The organism is Microbacterium deferens, from assembly GCF_045517775.1.
Classification (GTDB): Bacteria; Actinomycetota; Actinomycetes; order Actinomycetales; family Microbacteriaceae; genus Microbacterium.
Genome location: NZ_JBEUWT010000005.1, coordinates 108198 through 124257 on the forward strand (window position 1 = coordinate 108198; position 16060 = coordinate 124257).

General features: G+C 64.5%; 15 protein-coding genes. 12 read left to right on the forward strand and 3 right to left on the reverse strand.

Features of this window, described 5'->3' with window-relative positions; genetic code table 11:
- Positions 1 to 12: 12 nt before the first annotated feature.
- Entirely contained in the window at positions 13 to 741 is a 729-nt protein-coding gene (locus ABTU82_RS15675; protein WP_292679905.1) for a GntR family transcriptional regulator, read from the reverse strand.
- A gap of 163 nt (positions 742 to 904) precedes the next feature.
- On the opposite strand from ABTU82_RS15675, the gene ABTU82_RS15680 reads away from it, so the two are divergent.
- The 6 genes from ABTU82_RS15680 to ABTU82_RS15705 all read left to right on the forward strand — a co-directional run bounded on the left by ABTU82_RS15680 (position 905) and on the right by ABTU82_RS15705 (position 5723).
- A complete protein-coding gene (locus tag ABTU82_RS15680) occupies positions 905 to 1783 on the forward strand; it encodes a class II fructose-bisphosphate aldolase (RefSeq protein ID WP_042540849.1) in 879 nt (292 codons plus the stop codon).
- Positions 1732 to 2553: an HAD-IA family hydrolase gene (locus ABTU82_RS15685; protein WP_042540851.1), complete on the forward strand. Its 822-nt coding sequence runs from the start codon at positions 1732 to 1734 to the stop codon at positions 2551 to 2553. The genes ABTU82_RS15680 and ABTU82_RS15685 overlap by 52 nt, the downstream gene beginning before the upstream one ends.
- Before the next feature lie 18 nt (positions 2554 to 2571).
- Positions 2572 to 3213, forward strand: a complete 642-nt coding sequence (dhaL, locus tag ABTU82_RS15690; RefSeq protein ID WP_042540853.1) for a dihydroxyacetone kinase subunit DhaL — start codon at positions 2572 to 2574, stop codon at positions 3211 to 3213.
- Positions 3214 to 3263: 50 nt separating this feature from the next.
- Positions 3264 to 4259 carry a dihydroxyacetone kinase subunit DhaK gene (dhaK, locus tag ABTU82_RS15695; protein ID WP_042540855.1) on the forward strand — a complete coding sequence of 332 codons (996 nt, stop codon included), beginning with the start codon at positions 3264 to 3266 and terminating at the stop codon, positions 4257 to 4259.
- 191 nt (positions 4260 to 4450) lie between these two features.
- Positions 4451 to 5170: an MIP/aquaporin family protein gene (locus ABTU82_RS15700; protein WP_042540857.1), complete on the forward strand. Its 720-nt coding sequence runs from the start codon at positions 4451 to 4453 to the stop codon at positions 5168 to 5170.
- Positions 5171 to 5303: 133 nt separating this feature from the next.
- On the forward strand, positions 5304 to 5723 hold the full coding sequence (locus ABTU82_RS15705) for a GlcG/HbpS family heme-binding protein (protein WP_042540859.1): 420 nt from the start codon (positions 5304 to 5306) through the stop codon (positions 5721 to 5723).
- Positions 5724 to 5936: 213 nt separating this feature from the next.
- Here the strand turns inward: ABTU82_RS15705 and ABTU82_RS15710 are convergent.
- Both ABTU82_RS15710 and ABTU82_RS15715 read right to left on the reverse strand, forming a co-directional pair.
- Positions 5937 to 6831 (reverse strand): IS5 family transposase gene (locus ABTU82_RS15710; RefSeq protein WP_156145919.1). Its coding sequence is split into 2 segments (ribosomal slippage): positions 5937 to 6479 and positions 6481 to 6831, totalling 894 coding nucleotides; the frame shifts between segments, so codons are not numbered across the junction.
- Between the two features lie 594 nt (positions 6832 to 7425).
- A complete protein-coding gene (locus ABTU82_RS15715; protein ID WP_407174157.1) occupies positions 7426 to 7746 on the reverse strand; it encodes a hypothetical protein in 321 nt (106 codons plus the stop codon).
- A gap of 225 nt (positions 7747 to 7971) precedes the next feature.
- Here ABTU82_RS15715 and ABTU82_RS15720 point away from each other — a divergent pair, with 225 nt between their 5' ends.
- The 6 genes from ABTU82_RS15720 to ABTU82_RS15745 all read left to right on the forward strand — a co-directional run bounded on the left by ABTU82_RS15720 (position 7972) and on the right by ABTU82_RS15745 (position 15918).
- Positions 7972 to 8367, forward strand: a complete 396-nt coding sequence (locus tag ABTU82_RS15720) for a plasmid mobilization protein (protein WP_407174159.1) — start codon at positions 7972 to 7974, stop codon at positions 8365 to 8367.
- A 38-nt stretch (positions 8368 to 8405) separates the two neighbouring features.
- Positions 8406 to 10007, forward strand: coding sequence for a relaxase/mobilization nuclease domain-containing protein (locus tag ABTU82_RS15725; RefSeq protein ID WP_407174161.1), 1602 nt, complete (start codon positions 8406 to 8408; stop codon positions 10005 to 10007).
- Positions 10008 to 10021: 14 nt separating this feature from the next.
- Positions 10022 to 10867 carry a hypothetical protein gene (locus tag ABTU82_RS15730; protein WP_407174163.1) on the forward strand — a complete coding sequence of 282 codons (846 nt, stop codon included), beginning with the start codon at positions 10022 to 10024 and terminating at the stop codon, positions 10865 to 10867.
- Positions 10868 to 10945: 78 nt separating this feature from the next.
- Positions 10946 to 11995: a PDDEXK nuclease domain-containing protein gene (locus ABTU82_RS15735; RefSeq protein WP_407174165.1), complete on the forward strand. Its 1050-nt coding sequence runs from the start codon at positions 10946 to 10948 to the stop codon at positions 11993 to 11995.
- Between the two features lie 319 nt (positions 11996 to 12314).
- Positions 12315 to 13490, forward strand: a complete 1176-nt coding sequence (locus ABTU82_RS15740; protein WP_407174167.1) for an AAA family ATPase — start codon at positions 12315 to 12317, stop codon at positions 13488 to 13490.
- Position 13491: 1 nt separating this feature from the next.
- A complete protein-coding gene (locus ABTU82_RS15745) occupies positions 13492 to 15918 on the forward strand; it encodes a S8 family serine peptidase (RefSeq protein WP_407174169.1) in 2427 nt (808 codons plus the stop codon).
- The last annotated feature ends 142 nt before the right edge of the window (positions 15919 to 16060 follow it).

Sequence of the window (16060 nt, forward strand, 5' to 3'; positions counted from 1 at the left end):
ACCACGGCGGGTTCACTCACGCTTGTAATCGAACTTCAGCCGCACCGTATCGCCGCGGAAGACGATGGTCGAGTACTCAAAGGCCGTCCCTGCCGGGTTCGTGATGACATCCGTCAACAGCAGTGCCGGGTCGCCCTTGCGCAGCTCCAGCAGCTTGGCGTCGGTTCCTTCGACGGCGATGACTTCCAGATCTTCGGAGACGCTCTTCATCGACAGATTGAATTTGTCTTCGAGAACCACGCACAGCTGCTCGTTGACGACATCCAGCTGATCCAGTCCCGGCGCGAGGCTCGCTGGCACGAAGGAGCGGTGGACGCTCAGAGGCTTCCCGTCTACCGTCCGCAGTCGTATGATGGCGATGACCTCGGCGCCCGCCGGCAGATTCAGGTGCTCACGCACTCTCGTCGGCGCGGGAACGCGCTCCGTAGAAATCAACGTCGTCGCGATGTCGTACCCGAGCACTTCGAGCTGCTCACGGATTCCTTTGTATGCAGGAGAGACCGCGTTGATCTTTTGCGGGGCGACGAACGTGCCCTTGCCGGCAACGCGGATGAGCAGACCATCACCCGCCAGTTTGTTGAGCACACCACGAATCGTCATGCGGCTCAGGCTGTACTCCCGGTTCAGCTCGTTCTCCGACGGGATGCGCTGCTCGGGTGCCCACTCACCACTGGCGATCTTCGCGTGAAAGATGTCCTCGAGCTGCTGATAGATCGGTGTCGCTGAGTCGCGCTCAATCACGGCCGTCATCTTTATGCCTCCAAAACTTTCCACATGATCTTACCTAGTCCGTCTTGTATAGAGTTGTATAGCCATGTACTCTGGACCAAAAGGACCGGAACGAAAGATGTTCTGGCCGGAGCTCGCTGAGGCAGAGCCTGACACAAGGAAGTGAGATCGGACTATGGCCGTATCAACTCGTCGTCTCACGACGGGAGCGCGGAAGCACGGATACGCGGTTCCCGCTGTGAACGTCTTCGACGAGATCAGCATGCGCGCGGTCATCGCCGCAGCCGAGGAGAAGGACTCGCCTCTGATTGTCCAGATCTCGACAAAGACTGTTCGCACCTCGGGGACCGCTTTCATCACGAGCCTTTTCCAGGCGCTCACGCGGCACACATCCGTGCCGGTCGCGCTCCACTTGGATCACTGCCCGGACCGTTCTGTCCTCTCTGACGTCATTGCCGCCGGGTGGTCATCGGTTCTCTTCGATGCTTCTGACCGTGATCTTGCTGACGCAGAGCGTGAGACGACGGAAGTCGTCAAGGAGGCTCACGCAGCGGGCGTCGACGTCGAATCCGAGATCGAGAACATCCTCGGGGTCGAAGACGGAGTCGGCAGCGACGAAGCCCACCACGCGTATACCGTCGACCAGCTCGCAGCCATCGCGGAGCGCACCGGTGCTGACCTGCTCGCCCCGCAGTTGGGCACGAGCCACGGCCTGTTCACGTCCAAGCCGACCCTTCTCCCTGAGCGCGCCCGCGAACTCGCGCACCTCACGGACAAGGGAATTGTTCTTCACGGGGGAACCGGCCTTGAGCCGGCCGACTTCCGCGCCTTCATCGACAATGGCGTCTCCAAGATCAACATCTCCACAGCCGTCAAGCACGCGTACATGCAGGCATCGGCGGAGCATCTCGATTGGGCGCGCGCCAACAACCATTGGGATCCGCCGAAGTTGGTGACTGCCATCGGTGATGCTGTCACCAGCGTCATCGGTGACCACATCGAATGGTTCGGCTCCGATGGCACGGCAGCCAAGGCGAAGGCCGCCAAGCCGTGACTCGCGCCTTGATCTTCGACTGCGACGGAGTGCTCGCAGACACCGAGCGCGACGGTCATCTGCCTGCGTTCAACGACACCTTCGCGCATTTCGATCTTCCCGTGCGTTGGTCCGAAGAGGACTATGCCGAGAAGGTGCGAATTGGCGGCGGTAAGGAGCGTCTCGCCTCGCTTCTCACCAGCGACTTCGTTGCATCGGCGAACCTGCCCACCGATGAGGCTGCGCAGATCGACCTCGTCAAGCAGTGGCATCGGTTCAAGACTGACCGCTACACGGCGAAGGTTCGAGCCGGCGAGATGCCGGGGCGGCCCGGAATCGCCCGAATCGTTAATGCCGCCCATGACGCAGGATGGCTGCTCGCCGTCGCATCCACGTCCGCCGAAGAATCGGTGCGCGCTGTGCTGGAACATGCGGTCGGCGAGGACGCGGCCTCCTGGTTCCGTGTCTACGCAGGAGATGTCGTCCCAGCGAAGAAGCCGGCACCGGACATCTACCTGCTCGCTCTGCGGGACTTGAGAATCGACGCAACGGACGCCGTCGTCGTCGAGGACAGTCAGAACGGGCTACGCGCCGCGGCTGCGGCAGGGATCGCCACCGTCGTGACGGTGTCCAGTTATACCGCCGATGAGGACTTCACCGAGGCGGCACTGGTCGTTGACAGCCTGGGCGACCAGCCGCAGACGCCAGCACACTTCCTTTCCAACCCGCGCGGCGTCGAGGAGACCGGCCAGGTCACTCTCGACACCCTCACTGCCCTCACCATCCGATAACCGAAGCCGAGGAACATCATGAGCAGCACCTTCAGCCAGGCGGGCGTCGCCCGCGTCGAGAGCGTCATCAAGCTCATCGCACAGACGTGCGTCGACAACGAGAAGTACTTCAGCGACCTGGACGCCGTCGCCGGCGACGGTGACTTCGGATACTCGCTCGCTCGCGGGTTCGAGAACGTCATCGCCGAGTGGGATGAGTACGACCGGTCGGTTCTCAGCACCTTCATTCAGAAGGTCGCGACAACGATGTCCGGCCGCATCGGCGGTACGTCCGGCCCGATCTGGGGCACCGCGTTCCTGCGCGCTGCGATCTCCGTGAAGGACAAGAACGACATCACCCAGGCCGATGTGGTCGCGATGCTCCGCTCAGCCATCGAGGGCATCATGAAGCGAGGTGGCGCATCCCTGGGAGACAAGACGCTGCTCGACGCTCTGGTCCCGCTCACCGACGCCATCGAGGCGGACCTCGGTAAGGGTCTGGACGGCAAGGCCGTGGCTCAGCACGCCGCTGAGGCCGCGCGCGCCGCCGCCGAAGAGACCGCGAAGCTCGAGGCACACCGCGGCCGAGCGTCCTACGCAGGTGAGCGCAGCATTGGCTCCCCTGACCCCGGCGCCATCGCGATAGCGGTGCTCAGCGAGCGCGTCGCCGAGGCCTGGTAACGACTTACCCTCCCTCCATTACCCATCCGACACAAAGAAGTGAGAACACAATGAAGAAGTTCATCAACGACCCGAAGGCGTTCGTCCCGGAGATGCTGAAGGGCCTGGCCCTGGCGAACCCCGACACGCTCACGTACGACCCGAAGTACAACCTCATCGTCCGCGCCGATGCGCCCAACAACGACAAGGTCTCTATCATCCAGGGCTCCGGCTCCGGCCACGAGCCCGCACACGTGATGATTGTCGGCAAGGGCATGCTGGACGCCGCCTGCCCCGGTGACGTGTTCGCCGCCCCGCCCACCGATTTCGTCGTCGAGGCCGCACGCCGCGTCAAGAGCGACAAGGGTGTGCTGCTGCTGGTGAACAACTACACCGGCGACAAGATGGCATTCGAAATGGCAGAAGAGCTCGCTGCCGCAGAGGGCATCAAGGTGCGCACCCTCTTCATCGACGACGACGTCGCGGTGAAGGACTCGCTGTACACCATCGGTCGCCGCGGCGTCGCCGGCAACTTCTTCGTCATCAAGGCCGTCGGCGCTGCCGCTGAGGCCGGCAAGGACCTCGACGAGATCGTCCGGATCGGCGAGAAGGTCAACGCCGTCACCCGCACCATGGGCGTGGCGCTCACCGCCTGCACCCCGCCCGCCAAGGGCGAGCCGCTGTTCGAGATCGGCGACGACGAGATCGAAGTCGGCATCGGTATCCACGGTGAGCCCGGCCGTGCACGTCAGAAGTGGGTCCCGGCGAACGAGATCGTCGACCTGCTTCTGGAGCCCATCGTGAGCGACATCCCCTACAGCAGCGGCGATGACGTCGCGCTGATGGTGAACGGTCTCGGTGGCACCCCCATCAGTGAGCTGTACCTTCTGTACGGCATCGCACACGAGAAGCTCGCGGCCCAGGGAATCACCCCAACCCGTAGCTATGTCGGCGACTACTGCACCTCGCTGGACATGGCGGGCGCGTCCATCACGCTTGTCAAGCTTGACGACGAGATTCGCGAACTTCTCGAGGCTCCCGCGGAGATCCCGATCCGCACCTTCTGAGGAGCCCCCCGCTGTTCGGCGTAGGTCACGCTGCGCCGCACAGTCCCGTACCGAGCGCGCCCGGGTAGACCGCGATTGACCTTCCACCTTCTACCCGGGCGCCGCCCCCTCGCACCACCATCTGTGACCACGCGCACCCGAGCGCGTGGTTTGACCTGCGCGGACGCAGACGTCCGCGGAAAGGAAACACCATGGACCTCGGATTGATCTTCCTCTCCGAAACGGTCGGAACGGCCCTGCTACTTCTGCTGGGTTGCGGAGTCGTCGCCAACGTCTCCCTCATCAAGAGCAAGGGTCTCGGATCAGGATTCCTCGCGGTCAGCATCGGTTGGGGTCTCGCCGTCTTCGCTGGAGTCACGGCATCGTACTCCTCGGGCTCGCACCTCAACCCGGCCGTCAGCATCGCCCTGCTGATCCTCGGAAACATCACATTCGTGCAGTTCCTCGTCTACATTGCCGCTCAGCTCGTCGGTGCCATGCTCGGAGCGCTCCTGGTCTGGATCACATACCGGCGCCACTTCGACGAAGAGCCCGACCCCGCCACGAAGCTCGGCGTCTTCTCGACCGGTCCTGCCATCCGTGCCTACGGCTCCAACCTCGTCACGGAGGTCATCGGAACGTTCGTCCTCGTGTTCGGCATCCTCGCCTTCACCAATGGAGGCACCCCCGCGGAACTCGGCGCCCTGCCCGTCGCCTTCCTGGTCATCGCTATCGGTATCAGCCTCGGCGGCCCCACCGGTTACGCCATCAACCCCGCGCGCGACCTCGGGCCTCGCATCATTCACGCCATCCTCCCCATCAAGGGCAAGGGCACCTCCGACTGGGCGTACTCCTGGGTGCCCGTGGCCGGCCCGCTCATCGGAGGCGCGCTCGCCGCCGCGCTCTCCATCGCACTGCTTCCCGTCGCCTGACGGGAACTTTCAACCCCTCGGCCGGCCCATGTCTGTCAGGCCTTCATCGGGGCCGACCGAGGCTCCACCCCAGTCGTCGCTCACGCGACGCCTAACACCCGCAACACCTGACCTTCAATGAAGAGGAGACACCATGTCGAACCCCAAGATCCAGGACACCATCACCCTTGAGGACGCTCGCCGCGTCATCGATGCCGCCATCGCGCGCGCTGAGGAGATCGGACAGCCCCAGGACATCGCCGTCGTGGACGCCGGAGGCAACCTCAAGGCACACGTGCGGATGGATACTGCGAACATCGGCAGCATCCACATCGCCATCAACAAGGCGTACACGTCCATCGCTTTCCAGACCCAGACCAAGGACCTCACCGAGGCAACGCGCCCGACGGGCGACCTGTACGGACTCAACGACGCTCACGGTGGCCGTATCGTCGTGTTCCCCGGGGGCATTCCGCTGGTCCGCGACGGCGTCATCGTCGGAGCCATCGGAGTGTCCACCGGTAGCATCGAGGAAGACCAGACTGTGGCTGAGGCCGGAGCCGCCGCACTCTGACTTCGGACCGCACGAGCTGGCGCCGATCCCTGATGAGCGGTGTCCGATCTCACGAGAACCTCAACTCCACCCAGCCGTCAGCACAAGACGGCCAGCAACGCTAGTCAATCGGGGTAGCGACGGTCGCCTCCCACAGCTCGCCAGCCGGGAGTACGGCGTCTTCCAACGGTGCCGCCCGCACGCCCACGAACCCCGCGCCTGCATCGACACCGACTAGGGCGTGTCTGACATTGCCTTTGTCCAGGCGATGACGGCGTTGAGGACCACGGCAGCGCGGTAGATGACGGCGTGTTTGTCGAAGCGGGTGGCGAGGCCGCGCCATTGCTTGGTGTGGCAATAGCGGCGCTCGATCACATTGCGGTTCTTGTAGTCGGCGGCGTCAAGCCCGACCGGCCTGCCGCCGCGTGACCCGCGACGCTTGCGATGCCCCTTCTGATCGTCGGGTTCGGGGATCACCGCCTTGATCCCGCGAGAGCGGAGGTGCCCGCGGATCGCGCGTGATGAGTACGCCTTGTCACCGCGGACCGCGTCCGGACGAGTTCGCGGCCGGCCAACGTCCCGGTCAACGCGCAGCTGCGCCATGAGCGGCAGGAACATCGGGGAGTCGCCGGCCTGCCCCGGCGTGATCAGCGTGACCAGTGGCAGCCCGTTGCCGTCGACGAGTTGATGGATCTTCGTCGACAGCCCGCCGCGGGAGCGGCCGATGCCATGATCAGGCGGCTCGATCAGCAGATTCGTGTAGTTCGACCCAGCCCCCTGTGGTGCGAGTCGTGTTCGTCGCGTGCTGATGCGCGCGGGCGACGGTCGAGTCCACCGACAGCGACCAATCGATCAACCCCGCCGCGTCGGCCGCGGCGGTCAGCTTCGCCTGCACCTTGTCCCAGGTACCGGCGGCGGCCATCCGGTGATGCCACGTCCACACCGTCTGCCACGGCCCGAACACCTCGGGTAAGTCCCGCCACGCGATCCCGCACCGGTACCGGTAGATGATCGCCTCGACCATCAGCCTCGCGTCAGAGAACTTCCGCCCCGGCCGCCCGGTCGGACGCGGCAACATGTCCTCGATCAACGACCACTGAGCATCCGAGAGCAACCGAAACCTAGACACGCGTCGAGACTCTCAGCCTGAGCCGTCAACCTTTGTCAGACACGCCCTAGGCGACATCGAGGACTGACTCTGTCGTTCGTAGCTTCCGCTGCTACGGGAGAGTGCATCCGGTGTGAAATCGAGTCGACCTCGCCCGCCGCGGTGACGACGCAGAACCCTGGACATGTCTCGAGTCGATGGCCAACCCTGATGCGGCCCTGAGTCTTGGCGGCGTACGGTTCCTGCACGGTTCTCACGATTGTGCGTCGAAGCCCTACTGGATCCGGGCTACACCGCAACTGAGAACTGATGGATAGTGCTCAATGCAAGAAAGTACTTGCACCAGACGGTCAGCGGTTCATCGTTCATGGCACTTCTCCTCTCCAAACCTCATTGCCTTTCGGCAAGAGCCGAATTACAGCGTTGGGGGCGCGGAGGCAGGGGACCGTGGAATACCGGAGTGAGCGCAGCGAGGGAGGATATGCCGCGAAAGCCCTTGCCGCAGCGAAACCGGCGCGTATCATCCACAGGCCGAAAGGCAACGAAGTTGCCCACGCAATGGCCCCCGTCAGCGCGAAGCGTGACGGGGGCCGTTGAGAAGATCAGAGCCGAAGGCTACTCCTCAGAAGAAGCAGAACCAGCGCTGTTGGAGGATCGTGTGCTGGCGGTTCGGGCACGCCGGGGGCGGCTCGTCTGTCCCGGTGCGCGCGCGCCCGTTGCGCGCAGATCCTTCTCCGACCAGCCGGCATCGAGCGCGGCACGCCACGCCCGTTCGTGTACGGCTGTTGCATCCTTCCATCGCCGCTCGGCATCGTCCGCATCGTTGGTCGCCGCCACGACCTGACGCACGGCCTCAACCCGCGCGTTCACGTCGGCTTCGATCAGTTCGCGCGCTCGCTGCGCTGCATCGTCGGGGTTCAAGATCGTGTCGCTCATGCGACTCACCCTAATCTCTGTGGAGTCTGCGGACTAAAGAAAGAATGACTCCTGGCGGTGTAACCCTCGCGGCACTAACGTTCTGCTCGGGAAGGAGCTCTTGGCAGAGCAAGCTATAGCCTTAGGTAACCTAAGTCTGGACCCGGCGAGGCCGCCGGTGCATACTGGTCGTATGGTCCCCGTCAGGAGGCGGGTTCGCTGCGCTGGGCGGAGGAGGGTGATGACATGCCGGAGGAGAACGAGCGGCAGCTGTTTGGTCGTCGGCGGCGTGCGAACTCTGACTCTCCGCGGGACGTCGGTCGGCACGTGGTGCGCACGAACGCGGAGGAGGAGGCGCAGCTGCAAGCGCGTGCCGTGGTGGCTCAGGTCACCGTGCCCCGGTTTCTTGTCGAGGCGGGTCTGAATGCGCATGTGGAGACGAGCACGGAGCGTAAGCAGGCGATCGCGGAGCTGTTTGCCGTGTCCCGGACGCTGGCGAACGTGGCGAACAACGTGAACCAGCTCGCGCGCTTCGCGAACACCGAGGGTCAGTTCCCCGCGGACGCGGAAGCGTTGGTGGGGGAGTGCCGGCAGCTTGTGGGTCGCATCGACGAGACGATCCGACAGCTGGCCGGGTCATGATCCCGAACATCACGCGCGGGTCGCGGATCAGTGGCCTGATGACGTACCTCGCGGGGGAGGGGCGCGCCAACGAGCACGAGGAACCGCACCTGGTGGCGGGTGACGCGGCGATCATGGCCATGCACGGCGACGCTGTGCTCGACAGGTCGACCGCGCTGGAGATTGCCCGGAGCATCGACGCCCCGCGCGTCGCGTACGGCGTCGACGTCACCCGCAACGCGCGGGTGACAGACCCGGAGACCGGTGACGTGCGAACCGAGCGCGTCGCGGCCGACGTGTGGCATTGCTCGCTCTCCCTGCACGCCGATGAGGGTCAGCTGAGCGACGAGAAGTGGAGCGCGATCGCGCAGCAGTTCGTCGACGAGATGGGTTTCACCGAGGCGTCAGGGAAGGCCGCGTGCCGATGGGTTGCCGTGCGCCATGGTGCCTCTACCAACGGCAACGATCACATTCACCTGGCGGTGTCGCTCGTACGCGAGGACGGCACGAAGGCGACAACCCACAATGACTTCCGGCGTGCGCAGGACGTGTGTCGACAGCTGGAGCGAGAGCACGGGCTGACGCCGCTGGAGGCGCGAGAGCGCGGCATGGGGGAGCGCGGCGTGAAGCCCGCCGAACGCGCGCGAGCAGAGCGTGAGGGGAAGGTCGAGGTGGACCCGCACCGCCTCGAGCGGACCGTGCGCGGTGCGGCGACGGCGTCACTCGATGAGGGGGAGTTCGTGCGACGGCTGCGCCGCGCGGGCGTGCTCATCCGACCTCGTTACGCTGCCGCCCGCGACGACGTCGTCGCGGGCTACTCCGTAGCCGTCCGGCCTGTCGGCAATGACCGTCCGGTTTGGTACGGCGGCGGGCGGTTGGCCCGCGACCTCACCCTCCCGCGGCTCCGCGAGGGGTGGCCGGACAGCCCCCAGACCGCTCAAGGCGCGGTCGAGGAATGGCGCGCCGCGAGCAAAAACCCCTGGCGGTACCGACCTGTCGCACCCGGCCGGGAAGAGACCACGCCCGACCCTGAGCTCTGGGAGAAGTACAGTCGCGAGCTCGGTGAGCTGCGCAAGCAGCTGCGCGATGTTCCCGTGACGGACAGGGCCACATGGGCTCACGTCGCGCGAGAGACATCCGGGGCGTTCGCGGCGTGGTCGCAGCGCGTCGAGGCGACGCCGGGGCCGTTGGCCGCGACCTCACGCGAGCTTGCCCGGAGCGCTCACATTCGGGCCCATGAGTCGAGGCCCAAGCCGGTGCAGATGGGATCGGCCGCGGGCGTGGCGATGGTGCTCATGCAGGCCGCTGTGAGCGGCCAGGGGAGCGCCGGTCAGGCAATCATGCTTCGACAACTGGGACGGCTGTCGGTCGCTCTGATGGACGCGCACGCCGCTGCCGGCGATGCCCGCCGCGCGGAGCAGCTCGCCCAGATGATGCGGGAGAAGTTCGCGGCCGTGGAGCAACAGTTGCCGGCGGTCCAGGCACCGGGCGAGAAGGTTGCCGCGCCGCGGACGCTCACGCCCGCAGAGGAGAAGGTGCGGTTGGCCACGGAGGGCCTCGCCGCACCAGGCGCGGGCTCACCGGTTCCGAACACGATCACGCCGCGTAAGCGGTCCGCAGCTGACACGTCGCGGGACCGCGACGGCCACAGTAGGGAATAGAGGAAGGACAGATCATGGTCGATGAGACTGACGGAGTCGGAGAGACATTCGACGACTCGATGCGCGTCGCACTGACGGTCGCCTCCCAGTTCGGAGAGCGCATCAGTCGACTCCGCGAGCAACTGGCCCGCCAACGCGAAGCCGACGCACGCCAGGAGTCGCGCGAGCTCGAATCACGATTCGAGAGCGAACGCGGCGCCATGCGTGCGTCCCTCGAGCCCGTCAAGCACGCCGAATGGTGGGACCGCGCGAACGTCGAGAGCATCGCCGAGGTTCACCAGACGGCCACAGCCTGGCGCGATCACGACGACGTCGCCCGCGACGCGCACGAGACCATCCGCCGCGAGGTGCGCGAGCGGTACGGCATTGACGTCGACCGCCCCGGCGCTGATCCCGCGGCCCTCGCCGACGCGCTGGGCGAGGCGGAGCAGGACCGCGCCCGGGCGGCCGAGGGACGCCGCCGTGCGGGGGATGAGCTCGCCGCAAGCGACGTGCTCCTCGCCAGCGCCGAGAGCCGAGACCGGGACGCCGACGCCGCCGCGCAGCGCGCGTGGGAAACGGACAACGTCGACGACCGAGAGACGGCCGAACGGGAGACAGCTCTCGCCGTGGACGGCGCCGGCGCCGACCGCTCGGACAGCAACCTCAGTTACGACAGCTCCGAGCGTCGCCAGGGATTCGCCCGCGACCTCGTGGGAAAGGCAGACGCGAAAACTGTTGACGCGCGCGTCCTCGCGGACGGAGAGAACGCCAAGCACCCGCGTGAAGCCGTGATGACTACCCCCGGCAAAGCGGCCAAGCCGAAGAGCCGCGCGCGCAGCACTGCCCAAGAGCGCACGCGAGGCGGACTTGCTCGCTGACAGGACCCGCGGGGCGCGAAAGTCAAAGTTGTCCAGCAGCCTGCTGGACAATCACCAAACGCAGGGGATGCTGGAAACGTGAGCGCAATAGAACCGTCTGACTACGCGGTGCTACTCGAAGATCTAAAGCGCCGCGTGCACGGAGCCCGCTATCAGGCCCAGCGGAAAGCAAACACCGAGTTGCTGCGGCTGTACTGGCAGATCGGCCAAACCCTCCTGCAGCGCCGCGAAGCTGAAGAGTGGGGGAGCAGCACTGTCGAGCGCCTCGCCACCGACCTCCGCACCGAATTCCCCACCATGAAGGGATTCTCCAGAGCCAACCTCTTCTACATGCGCCGAGTCGCAGAGGCATGGCCTAACGAGGATGAATTTGTCCAGCAGCCTGCTGGACAATTGCCTTGGACGCAGGTCACTCTTCTTCTCGACAAGCTCGACACCCGGGAACTTCGAGATTGGTACGCGCAGCAGTCAGCGGCGCACGCGTGGAGCCGGGGCGTGCTCACCCATCAGATCAGCACCCGGCTGCACGAACGCGAAGGCGCGGCGCCCAGCAACTTCGCGGCCACACTCCAGCAACCCGACTCCGACCTCGCGCAGCAGCTCACCAAAGATCCGTACGCTCTCGATTTTCTTGCGATCGACTCGGACGCCAATGAGCGTGAACTCGAGGAGCGACTTACGGTCCGCGTCGTCGAGACGCTTCGCGAGCTCGGCGCCGGGTTCTCCTTCGTCGGCAGACAGGTCCACTTCGACGTCGACGGCGACGACTTCTACGTGGATCTCCTGTTCTTCAACTGGCAACAGGTGCGATTCGTGGTCGTCGAGCTCAAGACAAGCAAGTTCGACCCGCGCGATGCCGGGCAGCTTGGCTTCTACGTCGCCCTCGTGGATGACCGGATGCGAATCCCCGAACTTCACGCACCCACAGTCGGCATCCTGCTCGTCACCGATAAGAACGAGACGGTGGTCAAGTACTCGCTTGCCGGAGCGGCACAGCCGGTAGCTGTCAGTCGGTACGAGCTCTCACCCGTCGAACAAGCTGCCCTTCCGGCCGAAGAGACGCTCACCAGGATTGCGACCGAGGTGGTCGACGGCGAGCTGGAAGGTGGAGCCCCCACCGACATGTGACCGACTATCGGCCCTGGGGCGGCGCGGGATGAGGGGGGGCGTTGCGCCTCGAATCGCTCCGGCTGCGGGGGAGCGTCCAGCCCCGGCTGATCTCATGGTGGGTATGAGATCCCAGCCGGTTTCGGCGGGCGAACGCTGCCGTTGGTGCTGTACGTTCCGGTGCCGTAGACGGGATGCTAACGCGCTCTGCGCGTGGGCCATCTAGCCGGTCGCGAGGAGCATAGCGCTGCGGAACGCAATAGGCGTCGTGTCCCATCGCGTGCCTTCGCTGCCCCATCGGAGCGAATAAATGTCGCACCTGCGGGCTAGGGTCGTCTCCATGGAGAACTTCGATGTCATTCAGGCGCTCGCCCGCACCGCTCTAGCTGGCAACCCGGAGGCCATCGAGCACCAGGTGACCCGCCTTGCCGAGAGGCTTGCCGAGTCAGGAGATGACGGCAGTGCCCGCAAGCTTCGGTCGTTGATCACGCGAGCTCGCAACCGCCAGGCGGTCGAGCCCATCAATCTGCAGCCCTCCGATATCGCAACGGCCCCTCCGACGGCTCAACGACTGGGGCCGAAGACGGCGCTTCCCGTAGATCGTGAGTCTGGAGCGCCGCTTTGTGAAGTCCTGGCGCCGGACCGTCGCCGTGCGCTACCGGTCCTCCCGGTGCATGCGCAGGCAGCGTACGACTCGCTAGTGCGGGAATGGCAGCACGAGGCTGAACTTGCGCAGGTGGGGCTTCCCATCAGCCGCACCCTGCTGATCTACGGGCCTCCTGGGACAGGTAAGACCACGCTGGCGCTCGCAATCGCCGCGCGTCTCGGTCGACCAGCAGTAATCGCGCGTCTCGACGGGCTCATCTCTTCGCTGCTTGGCAACACCGCCAGGAACCTCGGGGCTCTCTTCGACTTCTGTAACCGCTACGACTGCGTGCTGATTCTCGATGAGTTCGATGCTGTCGCGAAGATCCGCGACGATGCCAACGAGGTAGGGGAGATCAAGCGTGTGGTGAACGCGTTGCTGCAGAACCTCGATAAGCGGACTGAGTTTGGCTTAACAATTGCCGTCACCAACCACGAGAAGCTCCTCGACTCAGCTGTGTGGCGTCGGTTCGAGCATCAAATTCAGCTTGGCATGCCGACATACGAGGGTCGGGTTGAGATCGGCCACCTTCTCCTCGACCGGTTGGAAGAAGTGGATCCGCTCGCCAAGACTGTTGCCAGTGTGACCTCTGGCCGATCAGGCGCTGACGTTAGAACCCTGGCAATGGCATTCCTCAAATCCACCGTGCTTGCGACCCAAGATATCCGGTCGCCTGTGACCGTGCTCCGTGAAGCAGCTCAGGCCACGGGCATACAGGGCGTGGATGGGCTCGACTCGACTGACCAGGAGCTCGCGAAGCATCTCAATGAGCCGCCGGCAGCTCTGACCCAGGGTGAGCTTGGAGTGATTTTTGGCAGGGATAGAAAGACAATCAGCCGCTGGCTGAATCCGAGCGAAGTGAAGGTGTGAGATGGCTGGCGGTCCTGTTCAGATTGTGATGAACCCCGATTGGTTTCGAGGGGATCGCGACGGTCGTCGCGGTGGCGGTGCGGCAAAAGACTTCTTCCGAGGTGATAACCGCGGGTTTGCTGAGCACAGGACAGCCATTGTCGGTGCGCTGCGTTCGATACTGAGGAACAACCTGGCAAGCGACCGAGTCAACGTCGCGGTTCGGATGCGGCCGGATGCGTTGGCGAAGTCTCACCGGCCGTTCGGCACACTATTCAGATCATCGCGCGCGTCTCATGTGGGCACCGGGGACTACGGGGAGCTCGTCTTCGCGATAACGCCGACGAGGCTCGATGAGGTTATTGGTCTGGTCGCTGACGCCGAGGTGGAAGAAAGGTGGCGGCCGGACGCCTCCGGTGCACTTGTGTACAGTCCATCGTCGGTACGCACAGAAGTGAGTGCGATCCGGGACGTGAGGGAGTGGGTACCTGCAGAAGAACGTGGATACACGCTCGACGAAGCCGATGCTTGGTTGGGTGGTGCGGCGAAGGCGCAGGTTGAGTTATTCGACCTCCCCAAGGGCGAGCCCCTGCGTTCGGCAACGCTTGCCGAGGTTGAAGCATTGACTGCTCGGTTGCGCGAGCTGCAGAGCACTTTCACTATCGCGCCGCCTCCTGCAATCGAGGCAAGCGTGAGACGCGCGCTTGAAGCGTCGTCGCCCGGGCCGTCTGATGTCGCTCACCACCCATCGGCGACTGTCCCATTCCGGGAGGGGCTGGCGGAGTTCGAGGCGAGTTCGTCAGTGAAGCGCGTGAGGCTTGAGGATCAAGTTCCGCCGTCAGCTGACGCACCGGCTGCAAGCACGGACGGGAAATCGGCCCCGCCTACGCCGGATCCTCCAAGCGTGCGACCGGTAGTCGGAGTCATTGACGGTGGAATTGGTGGCCCGTTCATCAACTCAGCGTGGGTTGCAGGAAGGGCAGGCTTTCTTGCTCCAGGGGACCGCGATGTCAATCGAGTGAATCACGGAACGACCATTGCCTCGCTGATTGCGTTGGGAAGCGCCTTCAACTCTGGGTTCTTGGATCCCGAGGAGGACTGCCGCGTTTACGATCTGGATCTGCTCCCTGCGGGCAGCGCCTACGACAACTACTTCGCATCTCTCGATGATTTTCTAGATGAAGTTCGTGCAAGCGTCGCGCGTGCGAGGCAAGAAGCAGGTGTCCGGGTTTTCAATTTCTCCTACAACCTTCGGAGGGCACCGGGTGGAGCCCCCTACAGTTTGGCGGCCCAAGGACTCGACAGAATCGCGCTCGATCTGGACGTGCTCTTCGTGATCTCGGCCGGGAATCTCACCGAAACTGAGCAGCGGGAGGAATGGCCTCCCAACAGCACCGAGGTCAACGCAATGCTCGCGCGCCATTCCGGTCCGGACGGGCTTCTCGCACCAGCTGAAAGCCTGGTCAATGTCAGCGTCGGCGCGACCAACCCACCCGGACTCGCGCAGGGCATGGAAGGCGTACCCGCGAGATACACACGTCGCAGCGAGCAGACACCGTCAGCGCTCAAGCCCGATCTCGCTGCGTATGGCGGCGGGGGCCCCGAAGGTCCGACACGAGCGACCGGCCTGACCGCCATTAGCTCCTTTGGGACCATCCGCGACGTCGCGGGGACCAGCTACGCAGCACCACTGGTGGCCCGGTACCTCGCAACCTTGGATGCAGCTATCTCGGGCGATGTTTCGCGCGATCTCCTCATCGCGCTCGCAACCCATAGCGCCCGACTCCCGGCAACCCTCCTCACAAGAGAGGCGTCGGTCGTCGCGCCCTCGTTCGTCGGTCGCGGGCACCTTCCCACAGTCTCGGAGACGCTGGAGGGTGAACCACACCGGATGACTATCGTCCTCAGCGACACAATTCGGCCCGGACGGAACGTGAAGTTTCCGTTCCGCTGGCCAGACTCGCTCTCCGACATCAACGGCAAGTGTCGTGGCCTTCTCAAGCTCACACTGGTGACCGAGCCCATCATCAACTATGCCCACGGAGTCGAAATGGTCCGTGTAAATCTCGACGGTGCTGTGAAGCAGTCTGACGAGAACGGTGTCTTCGAAAGCCGCGCACAACCGACACACGAGTTCTTCTCTGGTTATCGTTATGCGAACGAACGAACGTTGGCGAGCGTGCTCGGGAAGTGGTATCCGGTGAAGTCCTACACGGCACGCATGCCGAACGGCCGAGGCAAGTCGACCGACTGGCGCCTCGATCTCGAGTACCTCACACGAGCAGCCGAATCCTTCCCACCCGAAGGTGTTCGATTCGCTGCCGTTCTTACTATCGAGGACTTGCAGGGTGCGGCACCGGTGTACGACGAGATGCGCGCCTCTCTCACAGAGATCGGTGTGACCTTGAGTGACCTCCGCACAGCCGTAAACGTGGGAGTTCGCGCCTGAGTCTCATCAATGAGGTCGGTCTCTTAGTCGTGCGCTGAGCTCCGCATGTGTTAGCCGTGCAGCACGGAGTGGTGCTTGTCCGTGTCAGGAGTGCTGTCCCGGCGGATTCCTGACCGGCGAATGCGCGGGACTTGGCTCCCTC